General features: G+C 72.7%; 20 protein-coding genes. 12 read left to right on the top strand and 8 right to left on the bottom strand.

Features of this window, described 5'->3' with window-relative positions:
* Nucleotides 1-45: 45 nt before the first annotated feature.
* Complete coding sequence (locus N8I86_RS01285; RefSeq protein WP_263276815.1) at nucleotides 46-864, bottom strand: DUF3592 domain-containing protein; 819 nt, start codon at nucleotides 862-864, stop codon at nucleotides 46-48.
* Nucleotides 865-1,052: 188 nt separating this feature from the next.
* On the opposite strand from N8I86_RS01285, the gene N8I86_RS01290 reads away from it, so the two are divergent.
* Nucleotides 1,053-2,477, top strand: a complete 1,425-nt coding sequence (locus tag N8I86_RS01290) for a VCBS repeat-containing protein (protein WP_263276816.1) — start codon at nucleotides 1,053-1,055, stop codon at nucleotides 2,475-2,477.
* Between the two features lie 32 nt (nucleotides 2,478-2,509).
* On the opposite strand, the gene N8I86_RS01295 is transcribed toward N8I86_RS01290, so the two are convergent.
* Nucleotides 2,510-3,700 (bottom strand): MFS transporter, encoded by a 1,191-nt coding sequence (locus N8I86_RS01295; RefSeq protein ID WP_263276817.1) that lies wholly within the window; start codon nucleotides 3,698-3,700, stop codon nucleotides 2,510-2,512.
* Between the two features lie 99 nt (nucleotides 3,701-3,799).
* Here N8I86_RS01295 and N8I86_RS01300 point away from each other — a divergent pair, with 99 nt between their 5' ends.
* Nucleotides 3,800-4,885 (top strand): helix-turn-helix domain-containing protein, encoded by a 1,086-nt coding sequence (locus N8I86_RS01300; RefSeq protein ID WP_073896294.1) that lies wholly within the window; start codon nucleotides 3,800-3,802, stop codon nucleotides 4,883-4,885.
* Nucleotides 4,886-4,927: 42 nt separating this feature from the next.
* Here N8I86_RS01300 and N8I86_RS01305 read toward each other — a convergent pair whose 3' ends face one another.
* On the bottom strand, nucleotides 4,928-5,734 hold the full coding sequence (locus N8I86_RS01305) for a dienelactone hydrolase family protein (protein WP_263276818.1): 807 nt from the start codon (nucleotides 5,732-5,734) through the stop codon (nucleotides 4,928-4,930).
* 142 nt (nucleotides 5,735-5,876) lie between these two features.
* Here N8I86_RS01305 and N8I86_RS01310 point away from each other — a divergent pair, with 142 nt between their 5' ends.
* Nucleotides 5,877-6,953 (top strand): GlxA family transcriptional regulator, encoded by a 1,077-nt coding sequence (locus tag N8I86_RS01310; RefSeq protein WP_263276819.1) that lies wholly within the window; start codon nucleotides 5,877-5,879, stop codon nucleotides 6,951-6,953.
* A 15-nt stretch (nucleotides 6,954-6,968) separates the two neighbouring features.
* Here N8I86_RS01310 and N8I86_RS01315 read toward each other — a convergent pair whose 3' ends face one another.
* Entirely contained in the window at nucleotides 6,969-7,739 is a 771-nt protein-coding gene (locus tag N8I86_RS01315; protein WP_263276820.1) for an SAM-dependent methyltransferase, read from the bottom strand.
* Between the two features lie 442 nt (nucleotides 7,740-8,181).
* On the opposite strand from N8I86_RS01315, the gene N8I86_RS01320 reads away from it, so the two are divergent.
* From N8I86_RS01320 to N8I86_RS01335, 4 genes are all read left to right on the top strand, one after another.
* Nucleotides 8,182-8,718: a CPBP family intramembrane glutamic endopeptidase gene (locus tag N8I86_RS01320; RefSeq protein WP_263276821.1), complete on the top strand. Its 537-nt coding sequence runs from the start codon at nucleotides 8,182-8,184 to the stop codon at nucleotides 8,716-8,718.
* Nucleotides 8,715-9,992, top strand: a complete 1,278-nt coding sequence (locus N8I86_RS01325) for a sensor histidine kinase (protein ID WP_263276822.1) — start codon at nucleotides 8,715-8,717, stop codon at nucleotides 9,990-9,992. The genes N8I86_RS01320 and N8I86_RS01325 overlap by 4 nt, the downstream gene beginning before the upstream one ends.
* Nucleotides 9,944-10,588 (top strand): response regulator transcription factor, encoded by a 645-nt coding sequence (locus N8I86_RS01330; protein WP_073896286.1) that lies wholly within the window; start codon nucleotides 9,944-9,946, stop codon nucleotides 10,586-10,588. The genes N8I86_RS01325 and N8I86_RS01330 overlap by 49 nt, the downstream gene beginning before the upstream one ends.
* A 101-nt stretch (nucleotides 10,589-10,689) precedes the next feature.
* Nucleotides 10,690-11,181: a hemerythrin domain-containing protein gene (locus N8I86_RS01335; RefSeq protein WP_123439315.1), complete on the top strand. Its 492-nt coding sequence runs from the start codon at nucleotides 10,690-10,692 to the stop codon at nucleotides 11,179-11,181.
* A 140-nt stretch (nucleotides 11,182-11,321) separates the two neighbouring features.
* On the opposite strand, the gene ppk2 is transcribed toward N8I86_RS01335, so the two are convergent.
* Entirely contained in the window at nucleotides 11,322-12,311 is a 990-nt protein-coding gene (gene ppk2, locus N8I86_RS01340; RefSeq protein ID WP_263276823.1) for a polyphosphate kinase 2, read from the bottom strand.
* 1,327 nt (nucleotides 12,312-13,638) lie between these two features.
* A complete protein-coding gene (locus N8I86_RS01345) occupies nucleotides 13,639-14,229 on the bottom strand; it encodes a lysozyme family protein (protein WP_263276824.1) in 591 nt (196 codons plus the stop codon).
* A gap of 181 nt (nucleotides 14,230-14,410) precedes the next feature.
* On the opposite strand from N8I86_RS01345, the gene N8I86_RS01350 reads away from it, so the two are divergent.
* Entirely contained in the window at nucleotides 14,411-14,737 is a 327-nt protein-coding gene (locus N8I86_RS01350; RefSeq protein ID WP_263276825.1) for a UBP-type zinc finger domain-containing protein, read from the top strand.
* A gap of 108 nt (nucleotides 14,738-14,845) precedes the next feature.
* On the top strand, nucleotides 14,846-16,051 hold the full coding sequence (locus N8I86_RS01355) for a cytochrome P450 (protein WP_263276826.1): 1,206 nt from the start codon (nucleotides 14,846-14,848) through the stop codon (nucleotides 16,049-16,051).
* A 112-nt stretch (nucleotides 16,052-16,163) separates the two neighbouring features.
* Here the strand turns inward: N8I86_RS01355 and N8I86_RS01360 are convergent, their stop codons facing one another.
* Entirely contained in the window at nucleotides 16,164-16,355 is a 192-nt protein-coding gene (locus N8I86_RS01360; RefSeq protein WP_263276827.1) for a hypothetical protein, read from the bottom strand.
* 256 nt (nucleotides 16,356-16,611) lie between these two features.
* On the opposite strand from N8I86_RS01360, the gene ribB reads away from it, so the two are divergent.
* From ribB to N8I86_RS01375, 3 genes are all read left to right on the top strand, one after another.
* Nucleotides 16,612-17,268, top strand: coding sequence for a 3,4-dihydroxy-2-butanone-4-phosphate synthase (ribB, locus tag N8I86_RS01365; protein ID WP_260148732.1), 657 nt, complete (start codon nucleotides 16,612-16,614; stop codon nucleotides 17,266-17,268).
* Nucleotides 17,265-17,969, top strand: coding sequence for an HAD family hydrolase (locus N8I86_RS01370; protein ID WP_263276828.1), 705 nt, complete (start codon nucleotides 17,265-17,267; stop codon nucleotides 17,967-17,969). Before ribB ends, N8I86_RS01370 begins: the two co-directional genes overlap by 4 nt.
* Before the next feature lie 179 nt (nucleotides 17,970-18,148).
* Complete coding sequence (locus N8I86_RS01375) at nucleotides 18,149-19,051, top strand: FG-GAP repeat domain-containing protein (RefSeq protein ID WP_263276829.1); 903 nt, start codon at nucleotides 18,149-18,151, stop codon at nucleotides 19,049-19,051.
* Between the two features lie 47 nt (nucleotides 19,052-19,098).
* On the opposite strand, the gene N8I86_RS01380 is transcribed toward N8I86_RS01375, so the two are convergent.
* A complete protein-coding gene (locus N8I86_RS01380) occupies nucleotides 19,099-19,515 on the bottom strand; it encodes an ester cyclase (protein WP_073896835.1) in 417 nt (138 codons plus the stop codon).
* Nucleotides 19,516-19,604 lie beyond the last annotated feature (89 nt).

Genomic DNA, 19,604 nt, shown 5'->3' on the forward strand with positions numbered 1-19,604 from the left:
GCGGGTCGGGCGGCCGGGCCGCCCGACCCACATGGGGGCCGTGGTTCAGGTTCGGTGGTCAGGCGGTGCCTTGTCGGCGTCCGTTCGCCGTTTGGCGCGTACGGCCTCGCACGTGGCTCCGACCAGGAAACCCGCGGCGAGCAGCCCGATCACGATCGAGCCCTCGCGCATGCCCTCGGCTTCACGTCCGTCGAGGTGGTCGGCCTGGACGACCCGGGTGGGATGCGCCGGGTCGTACGCGACGGGTATCCGCGCTCCCGGCTTCGCCCCGCTCGCCGAGCCGCCCGTGACATCCACATCGGCCTGGACGGGGCCGGACGGTGTGCCGAACCGGACGGTCACGGCGGTCGGCCGGCCTTCCTCCGTGCGACCGGTGACCTCGACCACGGTGGCTTCGGTCCGGCTGCCCTGGTCGCGGAGGGCCGCCAGCATCCGGTACTCCTGCGCGGCCTTCCATCCCAGGACTCCGGCGAGGGCGGCGAAGACCAGGAATCCCGCTGCGGCCGTTCGGGCCTTGGTCCAACGAGGGTCCAGGAGCCACGAGTCAGGGCCCGGCCGGGGCAGGTGCGCCACGCGGTGGTTCGGGGCGCTCGGGGCGTTCGGGGCCTTCGGGGCGGGCATACGGCCGGCCCGGCGACGGACAGGATCCCGGTGACCGGCAGGATCCCGGTGACGCAGCAGCCGGGCGGCACCGTCCGCCGCGGCCAGCGCGGCGGCCCAGCAGAGGACATAGAGCCACAACGGCACGGGCGGTTCGAAAGCCATCCACACCACGATGGCGAGGGCGACCGCCGGTGCCTGCCACCCGAAGAGGGGAGCGCGCTCGTCCGGGTCGCCGTTCAGCATGGGCTCGCGCTCGTCCACGTGCGCCTCCACTCACCGTCACGAGATGAGACTCACGGACAACGCCAGTGGTTGCAATGGCAGTTGGCCTCGCGGCGATCGTCGCAGCGCACCGCACGGGAGATCCGCGCACCCCGCGCGTACAACCCTTTGGTCACCGCGGTCGTCGTACGTCGCTGAGACTTGGGATCACTGACAGGAGCATCACCTTGCGCATCAGTACCTACGCCGTCGTCGTGGCCGCCGCCCTTGCCGTGGCGGGGCTGAGCGCTCCCGCCGCCGTGGCGGCGCCCTCCGGACTGTCGGACGACTTCAACGGCGACGGGTATCGCGATCTGGCCATCGGCACGCCCAAGGCGGGCGGCGGGACGGTCACCGTTCTGTTCGGTTCGGCGTCCGGGGTCAGCCCCGCGCGGTCGGTGAACATCACCCAGAACACCCCGGGCGTGCCGGGGACCTCGGAGTCCGTGGACCAGTTCGGCGCGAACGTCACCAGTGGTGACGTCAACGGGGACGGCTACGCCGATCTGATCGTCGGGGCACCGTACGAGCAGGTCGCGGGCAAGCCGGGGGGATCGGTGACGATCGTCTGGGGCGGCGCGAAACCGTTCACGTCCGGCGGCACCGTGCTCACCGCGCCGACCGCCGAGGCCTACGGGTTCGGGTCGGGAGCCGCCTTCGCGGACCTGGACGGCGACGGTGCCGGGAACCTGGTCGTCGTCGGTGCCGACACCTTCTGGTGGTACGGCGAGGGGAAGCCCACCCAGGACGGCGCGCTGGCACCGGAGGTGGGATTCCTGCCCGAGGGCGTACGCCTGGACGGTGTCGTCGCCGGACACTTCTCCGGCACCGACGGCAGCGACTTCGTCCTGCACGGCCAGCGCGTGGCCAGCGACGGCTTCTCGACCAGCAGCTACCTGGGTCTTCTCCGCGGCGGTCCGGGCGACATCGGCTCCTCCTACTCGGTGCTCGCCGAGAGCGGCGCCGCGGGCGGGACCGTCTGGAGCCGGGCCGTCGCGGCGGGCGACATCAACCACGACGGATACGACGACCTGGTCACCGGCAACGAGAACCTGGGCAAGGGCGGCTCGTTCACCGTGCGCTACGGCAGGGCGGCCGGGCTGCCCGCCACGGGCCGGACGTACACCCAGGCCAGCCCCGGCGTGCCGGGCACCGACGAGAGCGGCGACGACTTCGGCGCCGCGGTCGCGGTGGGCGACGCGACCGGCGACGGCTACGCGGACGTCGCGGTCGGCGCTTCGTACGAGGACGTGGACGGCCACCGGAACGTCGGGGACGTCGTCCTGCTCAAGGGCGGTTCGACCGGGCTGACCACGAGCGGGGCCCAGTCCTTCCACCAGGCCACACCGGGCGTACCGGGCGCCGCCGAAGCGGGCGACCACTTCGGCTCCTCGCTGCGGCTGCGCGACATCAACGGCAACGGCAGGGCGGACCTGGCGGTCGGCGCGTTCGGCGAGGACGTGGTGCCCGGAGGGTACGACGACGGGGCGGCGTGGGTGCTGCGCGGTACGACCTCGGGCCTGACGACGTCGTCCGCGACCGCCTTCAACGCGACCGACTTCGCGTTTCCGGTGGTCGAAGGCCGCAAGTTCGCTGACGTCTTCGCCCGCTGACACCGACGCCGCGCGTCGGCGACCGGGTCCCCTCACGACTCGGCGGCGACGGCTGCGGCGGACAGGAGTGTCGTGGCGGCGAGGCTGCCCCACAGGGCGGCCGGGCCGTGGGGCGCGAGGGCGGTGATGGCCGCCGGGGAGACGGCGAGGCCGAAGCCCGTGGAGAGTTCGAAGCGGGCGAGGACACGCCCCAGGGCATGGGCGGGGGCGAGGTGGGTGACGAGGGCGGTGGCGCTGCCGGCGTAGACGATCTCGCCGATCGTGCAGAGCACGGACACCGCGGCCACGGCCGGGGCACCCCAGCCGTGGCCGAGTGAGGTGGCGGCGAGGAAGCCGAGGTAGGAGGCGGTGAGGAGCACGCCGGCGAGAGCGAGCGCCGTCCGCCGGCGGACCCGGGACAGCAGGACCGTGACCGGCACCTGCAGGGTGACCACCAGCACCGTGTTGGCGACGAATATCGCCGCCGACCACACCGGGGACGCGTGCAGTTGTGTCACCAGGACGAGCGGGAGGGCGATCTCGGGGACGTTGAGGCAGAAGACGTAGATCACGTTGGCGGCGAGCAGCGCCCGCATCCGGGGCGTGGGACCGGTAGCGGCCTCCTCGCCCGGGGAGCCGGCCGGACGCGCGCGCAGCTGTACCGACCAGGCCAGGCTCGCCGCGCCGAGGTAGGCGAGCCCGGTGACGGCCGCCAGCGCCCGCAGGGCGGTGGTGCCGCCCGCCAGGGTCACGGTGGCGATGAGGGCCCCGACACCCAGCGCGGCGTTGCGCAGGGCGCGGGCCGCCGCGAGCGCGGTGTCGCGCTCCCGGCCGTGGGCGACCGTGGCCACGAGTGCCGCGTGGGCGGCGGGCCAGGACTGGTTGCCGATACCGAGGAAGAGCGCCGCCGCGGCGAACGGCCAGACGTGCCCCGCCGGGGTGGCCAGCAGCAGCGCCACGCCGAGCACCCGCACCAGCATCGACGCCGCCACGACCGTGCTGCGTGCGCCCCGGTCCAGCCATCGGCCCACCGCGGGCACACACACCAGGCCCGCGACGACACCGGCCGTCATGGCGGTGCCGGTGGCCGGTGCGGACAGCTCGAGCACCGTCACGCCGTACAGGAGCAGGAACGGTCGCAGCAGGCCGGTACCGAGCGCGTCCACGGCCAGGGCGAGGGCGTAGCGGGGACCTCCGGAGGCGCGGACGAGCGCGCGGGGCCGGATCTTGGTGGTGGTCGTCATGGGTCAGACGGTGCGGACCACCGCACCGGCGGGCACGTCGGTTGACGGGAACCGTCAACCGACGACGGCGACCGCGGCCGGGGCCGGGATGATGAGGGGATGACGTTGAGGATCGACATCAGCGGCCTGTCGGGCGAGCGGGTGCGGTTCGCCGCGTCCCCGCTGGCCGAGCTGACCGCGATGCTGCATGTGCTGGCCGAACCCGGACATCATCCGCAGCTCGCCGACTGGGCCGGTGACGTCTGGGCCGCACTGCCGCCGGAGCTGGCCGAGCGGCTCAGGGAGGCGGAGTTCCTGTGGCGTTCCTCGCAGGCCGACTTCCTGATCCCCGGCCGGCCCCGGCCGACCCTCGTCGAGGAGCTGGACGACGTGGACCGGATCGACGACGAGAGGTATGTGACCGCGGCGCTCGTCACCACGTGCGGCAGCAACCGGGTGCACTTCGCGGGTACTTCCCCGCTCACCGACGCGACCGCGCGCGAGCGCGCCCTGGAGGTGGCCCAGGCCCGCGGCGCGCTGCAGGAGGCGTTCGCGGAACGGCTGCTCGCGGACCCGGCCGCGGTCCGGGCGCGGGTGCGCGACACCCTGGAACAGTGCGCCCCGGCCTTCTTCGACGCCGCGTGGACGACGGCCGCCGTGCGCCTCGCCACCGACCTGCGCCTGAAGAACGACCTGCTGAGGCGCCAGGGTCTGGCGGCGGCACTCGCCTCGGTCTCCGGGGCGGTCACCCTGGCGGCGGACGGTGACTGCATCGTCGTGGACAAGCTGCAGGACAAGGCGACCGCCGCCCAGGGCGGTGGGGTCACCTTCATCCCCAGTGTCTTCGGCCGGCCGCACCTGGTGGCGGTCCACGCGCCCGGCTGGCATCCGGTGGTGCAGTACGCCGTGGCCGAGCCGGCTCCCTCGGAGCCCGTTCCGCTGGAAACGGTGACGCTCCGGCTGGAGGCGCTCTCCCATCCGGTACGGCTGCGGCTGCTGCGCACACTGGCCCGTGGCCCGCACACCACCGGTGAGTTGGCCCACGCCTGGGAACTCTCGCCGCCGGAGGTCTCCCGCCATCTGGCCGTCCTGCGCCGGGCAGGCCTCCTCACCGCCCGACGGCAGGGCCGCTACGTCCGTCACACCCTCAACGTGCCCGACCTGGCGGCGCTGGGCACGGACCTGTTGGCGGCCGTACTGCGCTGAACAGGCCCGGCGCACAGCCGTCGGAGCGGAGCGCGGGGCGCCTCACCGCGGGTGGAGGCGGCCGGTGAGGAAGGCGAGGATCTCGTCGCGGGCCCGGACCGTGGGGTGACCGGCCTCGTCGACGAGGTGCGCGGTGACGACACTGTGCGCAGTGCCGACCAGATCGGCGAAGAAGGGCGGCGGGGCCGGGTTGGCGGCGCTGTCCGGCAGGACGCGCCCGTCGAACGCGTCGCCGAGCAGGGCGCGGTAGGCGGCGAAGCGCCGGCCGGTGCACCAGCGGTCACCCTCGAAGCGGTAGGCGAGCACGGTGAGTCCGTCGCGGTCGAGGCGGTCGCGCACCGCCCGTGCGTCCGCCGCGTCGAGTTCGAGGCCGCCGGGGTCGTCCAGGGGCAGCGACGGATGATTGACGACGGGGGCGATCACCGCCGGCTCCAGGGCCATGGTGAGGGCGAAGTTGCCGGTGAAGCACAGGCCGATCGCGCCCACCCCCGGCCCACCGCAGGCGGCGTGGGCCTGGCGCGCCAGGCCGCGCAGCCAGACCGTCACCGGGCTGGTTCCGCCGCCGGCGAAGGCGCGGAACTCCGCGCTGACACAGGCGCGGCGTACGACCTCCCGGCCGCCCTCGGCCGTGGGGAAGGCGCCGTCCGTGCCGAACAGGGAGGGCACATGGACGGTGAAGCCGGCGTCCCGCACCCAGCGCGCGAGCCGCAGGACGTCGGGGCTGATGCCCGGCATCTCGGGCAGCACCACGACCGCGGGCCCGGTCCCGGCCACGTAGACCGTCTTCGTCACCCCCTCCACGGTCATGGTCCGGCGGGTGAAGTCGGTGATCGGATCGTCGTCGCTCATGAGGACAGCCTGGTCCCGAGGAGGGCAGTCGGATCAGGGGCGGGATCGCCAGGGCCGGGGGTAATCTCGCCACACGCCGAGGGGCGAGCGGGCACGCGGTCGGCGCCCCGGCCTCGGCGGCACACCAGGGGGGACTGGATCGATGGCGCAGGACGGTTCGGGTGCGGGCGTCGGGCCGGGTGCGCTGCGGGTCGGAGTGCTGGCGTACCCGGAGTGCTTCGCGTCCGAAGTGTTCGGTGTTCCGGACCTGTTGACGATGGCGGCGCATGTCGCCGGGCCGGACGCGCCCGGCTACCGGGTGTCCGTCGTCTCGCCCCGCCGCCGGGTCACCGCATCGGGCGGGGCGAGTCTGGAGGTGCGTCCGCTGCGGGAGGTGGACGTCCTCGTGGTCCCCGGCTTCGAACTGCGCCCGGACGCCGACCTCGACGCGCGGCTCGCCCGGCTGGGCCCCGAGGTCGAGGCGATCCGCGCGCAGGCCGCCGCGGGCACCGCCGTCGTCTCCCTGTGCGTCGGCGCGTTCCTGCTCGCCGAGGCCGGGCTCCTCGCCGGGCGCCGGGCCACCACCTCGTGGCTGCACGCCGGCGAACTGGCGAGGCGCTGTCCGGACACCGACGTGCGGCCCGAGCACCTGGTCGTCACCGAGGCGGGTGTCACGACCACGGCCGCCTTCAGCGCCATGTACGACTTCGCACTGGATCTGATCCGCCGGCACAGCGGCGACCGGGTGGCCCGCACCACCGCCCGGCTGACACTGGTGGACGACGCCCGGACCTCCCAGACCCCGTACGTCGACCCGCGGCTCCTGCCGCAGCCGGGCCGCGCGTTCTCCCAGCAGGTCATGCGGCGGCTCGACCAGAACCTGGCGGAGCGGTACGACCTCGCCGGCCTCGCGGCCGCCTTCCGGGTCAGCACCCGCACCCTGCTGCGCCGCTTCGCCGAGGAGACCGGACGCAGTCCGCTGGCTCATCTGCAGTCGTCACGGGTCCGCCGCGCCCGCCATCTCCTGGAGACCACCGACCGCACCGTCGCCGCCGTCGCCGCGGCCGTCGGCTACCAGGACCCCGGCACCTTCGCCGCCCTCTTCGCCCGCCACACCGGCCACCGGCCGAGCGCCTACCGGGCCGTCTTCCGCCGTGCCTCCCAAGTTCCCGCCGACGGCGGTGAGATCCAGGTGTCCGGGCCGGCGTCATCGCCGAAGCCCGCGAGGCCGGCCCGCTAGACGCCCAGCCGGTGGTCACCTCCTGCGTGCCGTCACCAAGGCGAAGGAGAGGAACCTCCCGGCGTCCTCGGTGAGCATGTCGATCACCGGTCGGCCGGCCTCGGGGCCGTCCGGCCGCTGCTCCGCGCACGCCCGCGTCCACAGCAACCAGTCCTTCCACGCGTCCGGCTGGAGGCGCGCGGAGGTGACGTCCACCAGCTCGGTGATCTCCCACTGGAACCGCCACCACTGCGCCGTGTGCCAGGCGATGGCCTCCCAGCCGACGACCCTCTTGATGTGGGCCGGGATCGCCCCGAGTTCGCGGACCTCCCGGGTCAAGGCGGGTGTCGCCATGCCCAGTTGTCCACCCGGGCGCAGGAACCGCACCAGGTAGGGGAGGTAGCCGTCCGCGGTGCCGAAGTACTCGAAGGCGTCGATGCTCACGACGGCGTCGAAGCTCTCCGGTTCGAACGGCAAGGTGTGCGCTTCCGCCCGCACGGCACGGACCCGGTCGGCGACTCCCGCCCCGGCGAAGACGGCCGCCGCTTCCTCCGCGGGTGTCCACCAGTCGGCGGCGACGACGTCCACGCCGTACTCACGGGCCAGGAACACCGACGTGGCCCCCTTACCGGATCCGAGGTCGAGGACGCTCATCCCGGGGCGCAGTTCGAGGTCCCGGGCCAGGTCCTCCAGCAGCCACAGCGGGTTCGGCCCCATGTCGAGACCCACGAGCCAGGCTGGGTCGTAGCCGGACGAGCGTGGGTAGCGGTCCGGCCGTACGAGGTCGCTCAGAGCAGTCACGGTCACGCACTCAAACCGAGGTGCCGTCGCCCGCACAAGTGCTTTTCCTTCTGACCTGTCGGGGTGTACTCAAGTACACCCCTCTGGGTAGCCAGGTGCAGTCCGCGCCGCCGGGCGACCCGGCATCGTCGACGGCATGTGGACGAAGAGAGCGACCGGGCCGATACGAACGACCAGGGCAACGAGGGCGACGGGGACGCCCGGGCCGCTGCGACCGCCGGAGCGTACGGCAGCGCGGGCGGCGGTCTACGTCACGCTCGCGTTCGTGGCCGCCGGAGCATTGGGCTCCCTCCAGCCGGCGACGGGCGTCCCGGCCGAGGTGCTTCAACTCACGCAGTTCGGACCGGCGTTGGCGGTAGCGGTCGCCGCAGTGGTGTGGCCGGTGACCACGTGGAGGCTGGTGCGCGGGCCCCGGAGGCGGCCGTCCTCCCCCTGGCCCCTTCTCTGCATGCCCTTCCTGATCATCCTGCTGTCGGCGGGCCCGTACGCCCTCATCAGCGGCACTCCCCACGCCACCGACCCGCGCACGCTGCACCACTCCTTCCCGCTCGTCGCGGTCGCGCAACTCGTCGGCGCCTGCGGTGAGGAGATCGGCTGGCGGTGCTTCCTGCAGCCCCTGCTGCGTACCAGGTTCGGGCCGCTGCCCGTGTCGGTGGCGGTCGGCACGGTGTGGGGGCTGTGGCACGTGCAAGTGCTGGGCCGGTCCCCGGCGTACGCCGCGGGCTTCCTGCTCGCCACCGTCGCCATGTCCGTCGTCCTGGGCCTGGCCCTGGACGGGACGGGCGGCATGGCACGGCTGCTCCTGGCGGGCGCCTTCCATGCTCTGGTGAACCTCGGAATGCTCCTGTTCATGGACGAGGAGACCGGACGGACGGCACCGATGGTCCTGTTCGGGGTGGCGTCCGCGCTGGTCGCGGCGGCGTGGGTGCGCAGGCGCACGGCGGTTACGATCCCCCCGACGGTGGAGGGGGACCCGGGGGCGTGAGGGTGAAGGTGTCGTGGCACGGCGACGTGGTCGCGCTGGGCCGGTGCCAGCTTATCGGGCTGTCGGGTTTCGTGGTGGCCGGAGCCGGGTTCCTGGTGGGTTTCGCCCTGCTGCTCCTGCCCGTCGGCCCCGGCCTCTGGCTGCTGCCCCGCGCGGCCGCCGTTCTGCGCCGGGTCGCCGACCGCCGCCGTACCCGCACCGCTCACTGGAGCGGCCGCCACCTCGGCCCGCCGGACCCCCTGCCCCGGAGCACGTCCGCGCGTCGCACCAGTGCCGCGATCCTCGGCGACGACGGTTTCTGGCGGGATCTGCGCTGGGCGTGGCTCGAACCGTTGCTGGGCGGCCCGCTCGCCTCGGTGCCGCCGGCGCTGGTCGTCTTCGGGGCGTTCGGTGCGCTGGTCCAGCCGTTCGTGTGGCGGCAGTTGGGTGACGGCAACTGGTACGCCTTCGTACCGGTCGCCTCCCCGACGACGGCGTCGCTGGCACTGCTGCTGGGCCTCGCCCTCATGGCGGCGGGCCTGCGCCTGTCAGGTTCCGTCCTGTGCCTGCACGGCCGTCTGGGCCACCGTCTGCTCGCCGTGCCGCCCACGGTCGAGCTGGCACGCCGGGTGGCACGGCTCACCGACAGCCGGGCCACCGCCCTGGACGCGCACGCGGCGGAGATCACCCGTATCGAACGCGACCTGCACGACGGCGCGCAGGCACGGCTGGTGGCCCTCGGCCTGACCCTCGACCAGGCGACCGGACTGCTGGACACCGACCCGGCGACCGCCCGGGCCCTGCTCCTGGACGTCCGCGCCGCCTCCGAGCGCGCCCTGCGGGATCTGCGGGAACTGGTCCACGGCATCCACCCCCCGGTCCTCGCCGACCGCGGCCTGACCGACGCCGTCCGCTCCCTGGCCCTGGACAGTCACCTGGACGTCGTGATCTCCGCGTGCCCGGCCCCGCCACGCTTGCCCTCCCCCGTCGAATCGGCTGCCTACTTCGCGGTGTCGGAGCTCCTCGCCAACGCGACCAAGCACGCCGAGGCGACGAGGGTGGACATCACCCTGGCCCATGACGGCGCGTGCCTGCGCGTCGGCATCACCGACGACGGCCGGGGCGGTGCCGACCCGGCCCGCGGAACCGGACTGCTCGGCGTACGCCGCCGGTTGGATACCTTCGACGGCACGCTCGCCCTGCACAGCCCGCCGGGCGGACCGACCACCGCGACCCTGGAGATCCCGTGCGCGTCCTCCTCGCCGAAGACCTCTTCCTCCTCCGCGACGGTCTGACACGCACCCTGCGCGAACACGGCTGCGAGGTCGTCGCGTCCGTGGACAACGGCCCGGAGCTGCGGCGGGCGCTCGCGGACACGGAGTGGGACGTGGCGCTGATAGACATCCGCCTGCCACCGACCCACACGGACGAGGGACTGAAGGCGGCGCTGGAAGCACGCCGCACCCGCCCCGGACTCCCGGTCCTGATCCTCTCCCAGTACGTCGACCAGCTCTACGCCCACGAGTTGCTCGCCAGCGGGGAGGGCGCCGTCGGCTACCTCCTCAAGGACCGGGTCACGCACACCGCGCAGTTCCTCGACGCCCTGCGCACGGTCGCCGCCGGCGGCACGGTCATGGACCCCCAGGTCATCGCCAAGCTCCTGTCCCGCAGCGAGAAACGCGGTCGCGTCCACTCGCTGACCGCCCGCGAGCACGAAGTCCTCGCCCGCATGGCCGAGGGCCACTCGAACGCGGCGATCGCCCGCACCCTGCACATCAGCGAGAGCGCCGTGGCGAAACACATCGCCTCGCTCTTCGGGAAGCTGGGCCTGCGACCGTCACCGGAAGCGAACCGCAGGGTGCTGGCGGTACTGGCGTACCTGAAGGGCTGAATCCGAGGCGCGTCGGGGCCGCGAAGGCGGGAGGTCATCAACGCCAGGGGGCAGGGTAGGCGGATCTGACCTGACCGTTCGCACGAAAGTGGTGCCGTCCCATGGCCGAGACACAGGACGTCGTCGAGCTCATCCTCCAGGATCACCGGCGCATGGAGGAACTGTTCCGCCGGATGCGGAGCGTCGAAGCCGACCGGGCCGCCGCGCGCCAGGAGTTCGCGGATCTCCTGATCGCCCACGCGCTGGCCGAGGAAGCCAAGGTCTACCCCGCCCTGAAGCGGTACAAGAACATCGACGACGAAGAGGTCGAGCACGGCGAGCACGAGCACGACGAGGGCAACAAGGCCCTCCTGGCACTCCTGGAGGTGTCGGAGGTCGGCTCCGAGGAGTGGGACTCCAAGCTGGAGGACCTGGTGGAGGCCGTCACCCACCACGCCGACGAGGAGGAGCGCACCATTCTCAACGGCGCGCGCGAGAACGTGGCGATGGAGCGGCGCGCGGAACTGGGAGTGGCCTTCCTGGAGGAGCGCGAACGCCGGCTGAAGGACGGCTGCGGCTCGGTCGACAACGTACGCCGCATCGTCCATTCCTAGCCGCAGTCACGGAAGGGGCGTTCCGGGGCCGGACCGGGGGCGGGGGCGGGGCCGAGAGGGCCGGCCCCCGGCCCGGGGCAGCCCCGCCCCCGGGGGCCCGTGGCCGTGATGAGTCCGTCCGTCCTGGTACGCGCCGGCCGTCACCGCGGGTCCGGATGGAGTCCCGGTCCGCCGCCGGGTCCGGCCAGCGGTGTCGGCGACAGGGCGGTGGGTTCCTCCCCCGGCTCCAGCAGGGTGTCCGCCGCCCCGACGATCAGCGGATCGGGCGCGCCCACGGCCGTGCGGTCCTTGGCCGGGTAGTCGAAACGGTCCAGGAGGCTGCGCATCGCCTCGAGCCGGCCTCGCCGCTTGTCGTTGTTCTTCACGACCGTCCAGGGCGCGTGCACGGTGTCCGTCGCCCGGAACATGTCGACCTTGGCCGCGGTGTAGTCGTCCCAGCGGTCGAGCGAGTCCAGATCGGTGGGGGACAGCTTCCAGCGGCGGACGGGGTCGACCTGCCGTATGGCGAACCGGGTGCGCTGCTCGGCGCGCGACACCGAGAACCAGAACTTCACCAGCAGGATGCCGTCGTCGGTGAGCAGCCGCTCGAACAGCGGTGCCTGCCCGAGGAACTGCCGGTACTCCTCCTCCGTGCAGAATTCCATGACCCGTTCGACCCCGGCCCGGTTGTACCAGGACCGGTCGAAGAAGACGATCTCACCGCGGCCCGGCAGATGGGTCACGTACCGCTGGAAGTACCACTGCCCCGCCTCCCGCTCGGTCGGCTTGTCCAGCGCCACCACGCGGGCCCCACGGGGGTTCAGCCGCTCGGTGAACCGCTTGATGGTGCCGCCCTTGCCGGCCGCGTCCCGTCCTTCGCAGACCACGACGATCCGCTGCCCCGTCTCCTTCACCCAGCGTTGCAGCTTGAGCAGCTCGATCTGCAGGATCCGTTTGGTCCGCTCGTACTCGCGCCGCCCGACCCGGTGGTCGTACGGGTGGTTCTCCCGCCAGGTCTCGATCGGCCGGCCCTCGCCGTCGAGCAGCACCGGCCGCTCCGGCTGCCGGTCGTCCACCGCGAGCCCGCTCAGCAGGTCGTCCTCACGCTCCGTACTCCGGCTCCCCTGTGCCTGCGGCACCTGCTCGGCCACGACGCCCTCCTCGCCACTTGCGCCCCTGATCCCCCTCCACGTGCCCACACAGGCCCGGACCAGACGCACCGTCCCCGGCTCCGTGCGGTCACCGGGGCCGAACGGCGCCTACGGCTGCTTCCCGTCGAGCCGGCTCGCGAGACGGTAGGTCACCGTGGTGTCGTGGTATTCGCGGCCGGGGACCACCTTGTCGGGAAGGTTGGTCCGGTCGCTGTGACTCGTCGACTGCCGTTCCCCGCTGCCCGGGAAGCGGACGGCTGTACCGGGCCTCGTCTGTCCGCACCCTCCGTTCAGGGCGGCTCTTCGGGCTCCTGCGGCGTACGGCGGCGGCTGGGCCGTGGTGGCAGCTTCCCGTCCTCGTCCCGCACGCGGCGGGTGCATGTGCCGCTCGGACTCCGGGCGGGCCGGCCCCGGTCCCCCGCCGCGGGCCTGCTTGCCACGCCCCGTCCTTCCGACCGGACCGGACCGGACGCTTCGTGCCCGGCGTCTCGGAGGTAGTGCCGGCGGCGGCCTTGGCGCCCTTGCGCACCGTGTCGCCGCCCGGTTCGCCCTCCGCCGCCCCGCCGGTCGTGCCGGCGACCTCCGCGGGCTTCTCGGTCACACTCCCGGTCGCGTATCCGACCTTCTGACCGGCTTTGACGACGGCCGGTCCGGCCTCTCCGCCGACCTCCTCGACCGCGCGCCGGGCACCCCGGCCGACGTCCTGGACAGTGGTGGGTGCGGCACTTTCCCCGACGTCCTCGGCCGCGGAGCCGACGCCGCGCCCCACGTCCCAGACGGCGCGTTCGGTACCCGCACCGAGCTCTCCGACGGCATGGCGGGCGCCTCCGCCGACGTTCCGCACGGCCGCCCCCACGTCCCGTGCCGGCTCGTGCAGGTGCTCGGGGTTGCGATCGAGCGTGGTCAGTACCCGGTCGATGATCGCCGCGACGTTGTCCAGCCGTACCTTGGGCTGTGCCTGTGCCTCCACGCCGGAGATGCCGAGGTGCACCCGTCCCAGCGTGACGTCGGCGCCCACATTCAGCTTCAGCAGGTCCAGCACCTCGGTTTGCGGCGAGACGCGACACCCCGCGCCCGGTGGCCGTCTCGCCGCCGGAAGCGCCGGGCGCCTTCATGAGCGCGCCCTCCTGCCACGAGGGCTTCCTCGTCGTCGCCTCGCCTCACCGCGCCTCCACAGGTACCCGTCCGTCGTGTCCATCCTGGTCCGATACGGCAGGCAGTGCGCGGTCGGCGCCGCCGACGGTGGGCGTGGGCGGCCACGGCGTCGGGCGTGGCCTACGGAACACCGCCGCCGACGCCGGGTGACTGTCGGTGGTCGCCTCGGGGGCTACGACGCCGACTGTCCGCCATCGTCCGCCAGGATCCGCGCGGCCCGGTGCCGGTACGCGCGGAAACGGCGCAGGTACGACCGCGCCATGGGCCCCGGCGGAACACCCCTGGCGAAGGCGCGCATGTTGCGTTCGCCCGTGTTGTAGCCCAGCGCCAGAAGCTCCTCGCGGCTGTAGCGCCGCACGTGCCGCCGCGGCAGGCTCCGGTCGAGGTCCTTCAGGTGCAGGGCCGCCGCACGGATCGCGAAGGCGGGATCGTCGCGCAGGTCCTGCCACCGCTCCGCCAGGCCGTGGGTCCGCCGCACCCGCTCGAACGTCGCGCGGTGCATATTGGCCACCCCGAAGGACGCCCCGGGCTTCCACCACTGCCACAGCCGCTCCAGCAGCGGATGGTGCGGCTTGTACGCCTCGACGTGAAGCACCGTCATCACCAACACGGACGACACCCCGGTCTCACCGGCGCTGCCCACCACGCACGCGGTGTAGTCGGCGGGGTCGTAATGGCCGGGGCGCAGCGGTGGCGCGGGAACGCCACCGCGATCCGGTGGAGCGGTCCGCGAACCCGGCACCGTGGTCGATCCGTCGGCCATCCTCACTCACCTTTCCCCTGCCGCCCGCCGCCTCTGGCGCGACAAGGCGTCCGTCGTTCTGCGATGCGCGTGCCCCGCGTCGGCTCACCTCAATCGGTGCACCGGCTCCGCCGCATCCGGGGTGGCGTCCGGGTGCGAAGTAGAGACGGCGATTCAGCGGGCGATCCGACAGCGAGGCACCATGACCGGATGGGTCGTACGACCGGACGGTGGCCGTCCAGATGGCCCCGGTTGCGCCCATGTCACGGCCCTGTCCACGGAGCCCGCGGCGCGGAGCGACTCGTGCCTGGAGTGCGCCGCCCGGGGGCGGGACGGGGGGCACCTTCGGCGCTGCCTGACCTGCGGCCATGTGGGATGCAGCGACAGCTCGCCGGGCGCCCACGCCACCGCTCACCACGAATCCAGCGGGCACCCCTTGGTGCGTTCCGCGGAGCCGGGCGAGACGTGGGCCTGGTGCTATGTCGACGGGGTCTATCTGGACCCGCACGGCGACTCCCCGGCACGTTGAGCCCTCGCGCCCGATCGTCCGGAGGCGCACCCGGGTGCATGCGGTGGCCCGCGATCACAAATTGGCATATTCAAGACACAGCAAATCCGGCGAAGAGAGGAGAACAGGATGACCCCAGACGACGAGACACTCGCATGTCCGTTCGACTTCAGCGAGGGCCTTGAATTCGACCCCTGTCTGGCCGCGCTCATGGAACGGAATTCCCTCACCCGCATCCGGCTGCCCTACGGTGATGCCGACGCCTGGCTGGTCACCGGGTTCGAGGGGGTGCAGCAGGTGACGACGGACCAGCGGTTCAGCCGGGCCGGCATTATGGAGTTCGACTACCCGCGGCTGACGCCGGAGCCCATCGTCTCTCCCGAATCGATCAACGTGATGGACCCGCCGCTCAGCAGCCGTCTGCGGCGCCTGGCATCGCAGGCGTTCACCCAGCGGCAGGTCGACGGCATGCGGGACAAGATCACCCGTCTCACGGATTCCCTGCTCGACGAGATGGCCGCTCAGCAGCCTCCGGTGGACCTGGTGCGCCATCTGTCCGACCCCATGCCCCAGCAGACCATCTTCGAACTCCTCGGGATCCCGCAGGACGACTGGCCCCTCATGCAGCGGAACCTGCAGCAGCTCCTCGCCACCGGCCCGGACAGCCGCGAGAAGGCCGCAGCCGCGAAGGCGGCCCTGCGCGCGTACTTCGGCACGCTGGTCCAGCAGCGCCGGGCGTCGCCCGGAGACGACCTGATCAGCGTGCTCGCCTCAGCCGTGGACGGCGAGGACGCGTTCGACGACGACGAACTGGCCGTCATGGCACTGACGCTGACCCTCAGCGGCCAGGACACCGTCACCTGTCAGATCAGCGACATCGCCTACCTCCTGCTGACCCGTCCCGAGCTGATGAAGCACATCGACGGCCGGCCGGAGGCCCTGACCGACGTCATCAACGAGCTCCTGCGGGTCATCCCGTTCCGCAAGGGTGTCGGCATTCCCCGGGTGGCCACAGAGGACGTGGTGATGGAGGGGGTGCGCATCCGCAAGGGCGACTTCGTGCATGTGTCGTACCTGACCGCGAACCGCGACCCGCGGCGCTTCCCGGACCCGGACTTCATCGATCCGGACCGGTGCTCGACCCCGCACATGACCTTCGGCTGGGGCGGCCACCGGTGTGTCGCCGTGCCATTGGCGATGGCGGAGCTGGAAGTGGCCATCGGGCGGCTCCTGGACCGGTTCCCCACACTGCGGCTCGCCGTGCCTCCGGAGGAGGTGCGCTGGGACACCAAGACGATCCGGCGCTTCCCGCTCGAACTGCCCGTCACCTGGTAGCTGCCGTCCGACCGGAGCCGCTTCCCGCCGGACGGCAGCAGCTGCCGCCGGAGATCCCTCCCGGGTGCCCGTCGGGCGGGAAGCCGCTACGGCGGTCGGCGTCAACACCCCCTCATGAGCGAGCGAGTCGCTCCAGACACCGACGCAGCTGCTCCACATAGGTCTCCGATTCCGGCTTCATCAGCACACTGCGCAGAACGCGCGCTCCGTCGGCGTCCCTGGTGACCTTCGGGTGCAGGACGGCGAACCGGTCGGCGCCGACACGGAGTGTGCTGAGGAAGACCGGGTCCTGACTGTCGTTCATGCCCTGGCCCGGATCGACGAGGCATTGCGCGACGGCAGGCAGTGAGCGGCCGATGAGGCACTCCGCCCCTCCGGCACGGAGACGGCTGCCCTCCGCTCCGGCGGCTTCCCCCTCGGCAGGAGGTGCGCCGGGCGCGGGGTGGGGTGGAGTTTCGGACCCTCGTGATCCGAGCGCCGGGTCCTGGGCTCTCAAGTTCGCTGGTCAGCGCGTCGATGCAGGGCGCAGGAAGACGCGGACCGACGAAGGGCTGGTTGTGGTGACGTCATTTTCGGTATCGAGGCCGGACGACGGTCTCGACGCGGTGGCCGTGGCCGTCAAGGAGTTGCGGGCGGGCCGGCCCGTGATCGTGGTCGACGACGCGGACCGGGAGGACGAAGGCGACCTCGTGATGGCGGCGCAGTTCGCGACCGCCGAACTCATGGGCTTCTTCGTGCGGTACACCAGCGGGCTGATCTGCGCGCCGATGGACGGGGAGCCGGCCGACCGGCTGCGCCTGCCGTTGATGGTGCCCGCGGCCCCCGGAACCGCTACGGCCGACGCACCCGCCTACACCGTCTCCGTGGACGCGGTCGGCACCGGCTCGGGCATCTCCGCCGCGGACCGGGCACTGACCGCCCGCGTGCTGGCCGACCCCACCACGGGACCCGACCAGCTGAACCGTCCCGGGCACATGTTCCCGCTGCGGGCCCGAGCGGGAGGGATCGCCGAGAGACGGGGGCACACCGAAGCGACCGTCGACCTGCTGCGCCTGGCCGGCCTCGCACCCGTCGGTGTGATCAGCGAGGTGTGCGAGGACGACGGCTCTCTCGCCCGCAACGACCGGTTGCGGGACTTCGCCGGGGAACACGGCCTTCACGTCGTCACGATCGAGCAGCTGGCCCAGAGGCTGCGCCGGTCCGGCACGGCGCTGTGACCGGGGTGCACACGGCGACGGTCTTCGACCTGGACGACACCCTCGTCGACACCGCCGGCGCATGGCCACGGGCGTGCGCCGCGTTCAGCGCCCGCCACGGATACCGCTGGCGCCCCGAGGACACCGCCGCGCTGCACGGCAACGGCAACTGGGCCGCCCATGTCGCAGCCGTGTGCGGCGGCCGGGCGACCACCGCCGAAGTCGTCGACGCCTGCACCGACATCATCCTCGACGAACACGCCGCACACCCCGTTCGCCCCCTCCCCGGAGCGCTCGACCTGGTGGCCGCCGCCGAACGGCACGGGCCCGTCGCCGTCGCCACGGCCAGCCCGCGCCGCTTCGTTCTCACCGTGCTCGACGCACTGCGGCTGACCACCCGGATGAGCGCGGTGATCTGCGGCGAGGACGTCGGACGGGCCAAACCCGCGCCCGACCCCTATCTGCGCGCCGCCGCCCGGATCGGGCTGCCGCCCTCAGCCTGTCTGGCCGTCGAGGACTCCCCCGCCGGCATCCGCTCGGCAGCAGCCGCCGGCATACGCGTCCTCGCCATCCCTCGCCACGGCATGCGCCTGCCCGCCGGCATCGCCCACCTCCCCGCGGCCCAGGCCCGCAGCGCGGTCGAAGCCCTGCCGCTGCTCACCCGGCTGCACACCTCGCGGCCCGAACTCCTGGCACACCGCACAACGGCACAGGGCCGCTGAGAGGCCGACGGCCCTCGCCCCACCCACCCTCGGGGTGACATCTGGACGGAATGTCGCATTCCGCGCCCCGCCGCGAGCCGGCCGGGACGGACATGGGAAGATCCGGACAAGATTGCGGGCCTCTCTCACCCTTTCGCAGAGCGCACCGCTTGATCCGCACATCCCCATGGAGTCCGTACGTGACCCGGTCTGCCCGGCGTGCTCGCGCCCTGTCCCGTCTCGCCACCTCGGCGATCGCCGTCGCCCTGGTAGGCGCCACCGCCGCCACCGCCCGGGCGGACGACCCCGCGGCGGGCGGTCCGGCGAAGGACGTCGCTCGGAGCGGTGCCGGGGCCGCGCACCACAAGCCCACCCCCGCCGCGCCGTTCTTCTTCCTCTCCGGGATCCGCCCGTCGGGCCAGATGTACGTCTACATGCCCGACGGCAAGGGCGGTTTCGAGGACCGCTCGGGCGCGTACGCCTGGCCGCACTTCAGGTACGGGGCGTCGGTCGACCCGGACCTGACGGGCTATCAGGACGGCGCCTACCACGTCATGGACGACGGCAAGCTCAATCTCTGGCGCGGCGGGCACCTCAAGAAGGTGGCCACCGGATGGGGGCAGTACAACGTGGTCTTCTCCCCCGGCACCCTGGGCCACGCCAAGCACCCCGACCTGCTGGCCCGCGACAAGCAGGGCGTCCTCTGGCGCTTCCAGACCAAGGCGGACGGCACGCTGGCGCCACGGGTGAAGGTCGGCACCGGCTGGAACCGGTTCACCAAGATCACCGGGCAGGGCGACCTGACCGGCGACGGCAGGTCGGACGTCGTCGCCCGCGACAAGCAGGGCACCCTCTGGCTGTACAGGGGCACGGGTGATCCGCGGAAGCCTTTCGCGTCCCGCGCGAAGGTGGGGACCGGCTGGAACCGGTTCGACAAGCTGGTGGCCACGGGGGACGTCGACGGTGACGGCCACAGCGACCTGCTCGCCCGCGACCCCAAGGGCTACCTGTGGCTGCACAAGGGGACGGGCAGGAAGGCGGCGCCGTTCAGGACACGAGTCAGGATCGGCACCGGTTTCCAGCAGTACCGCGACCTCTTCTGACGCCCGACCGCGCGCCGCGAGCCGGCGGCGTAGGCCGCCTTCGCGGTTCACACCTCCGCGAGGCCGAGTTGCCGCAGCATGCCGAGTTCGTCGCTGCTGCCCCAGCGTTCGACGAGCTTGCCGTCGCCGTCGAAACGGCTGATCTGCATGCCGCGGTAGCTCACCTTCCGGCCGGTGGGGGGCCGTCCCATCAGCGGCCCCAGATGTGTCCCGGTGATGACGTAGGCGAAGGCCAACTCGTCGTCGGTGGCCATCAGATGCTCCACCTGCACGTGCAGGTCGGGGAACGCCGAGCGCAACTCGCCGAACATCGCCTTGTACCCGTCGGGCCCCGGCCCCTGCCCGGGGGCCGGGTCGTGGTCGACCGCATCGGGTGCGACGATCGCGTCGAGGGCGTCGAGGTCACCGGCTACGACGGCTTCTCCGAAGGCGGTCTGCGCGGCGATGTTCGTCTGCTGAGACATGATCACTCCCGGGCACGGACCTCCGGCCGGCCTGTCTGCCGGCTGCGAGGACCGCACCTACGCCGTAGGTCGACCGTACATCCGCGACC

It is taken from the genome of Streptomyces albidicamelliae (assembly GCF_025642175.1).
Lineage (GTDB): Bacteria > Actinomycetota > Actinomycetes > Streptomycetales > Streptomycetaceae > Streptomyces > Streptomyces albidocamelliae.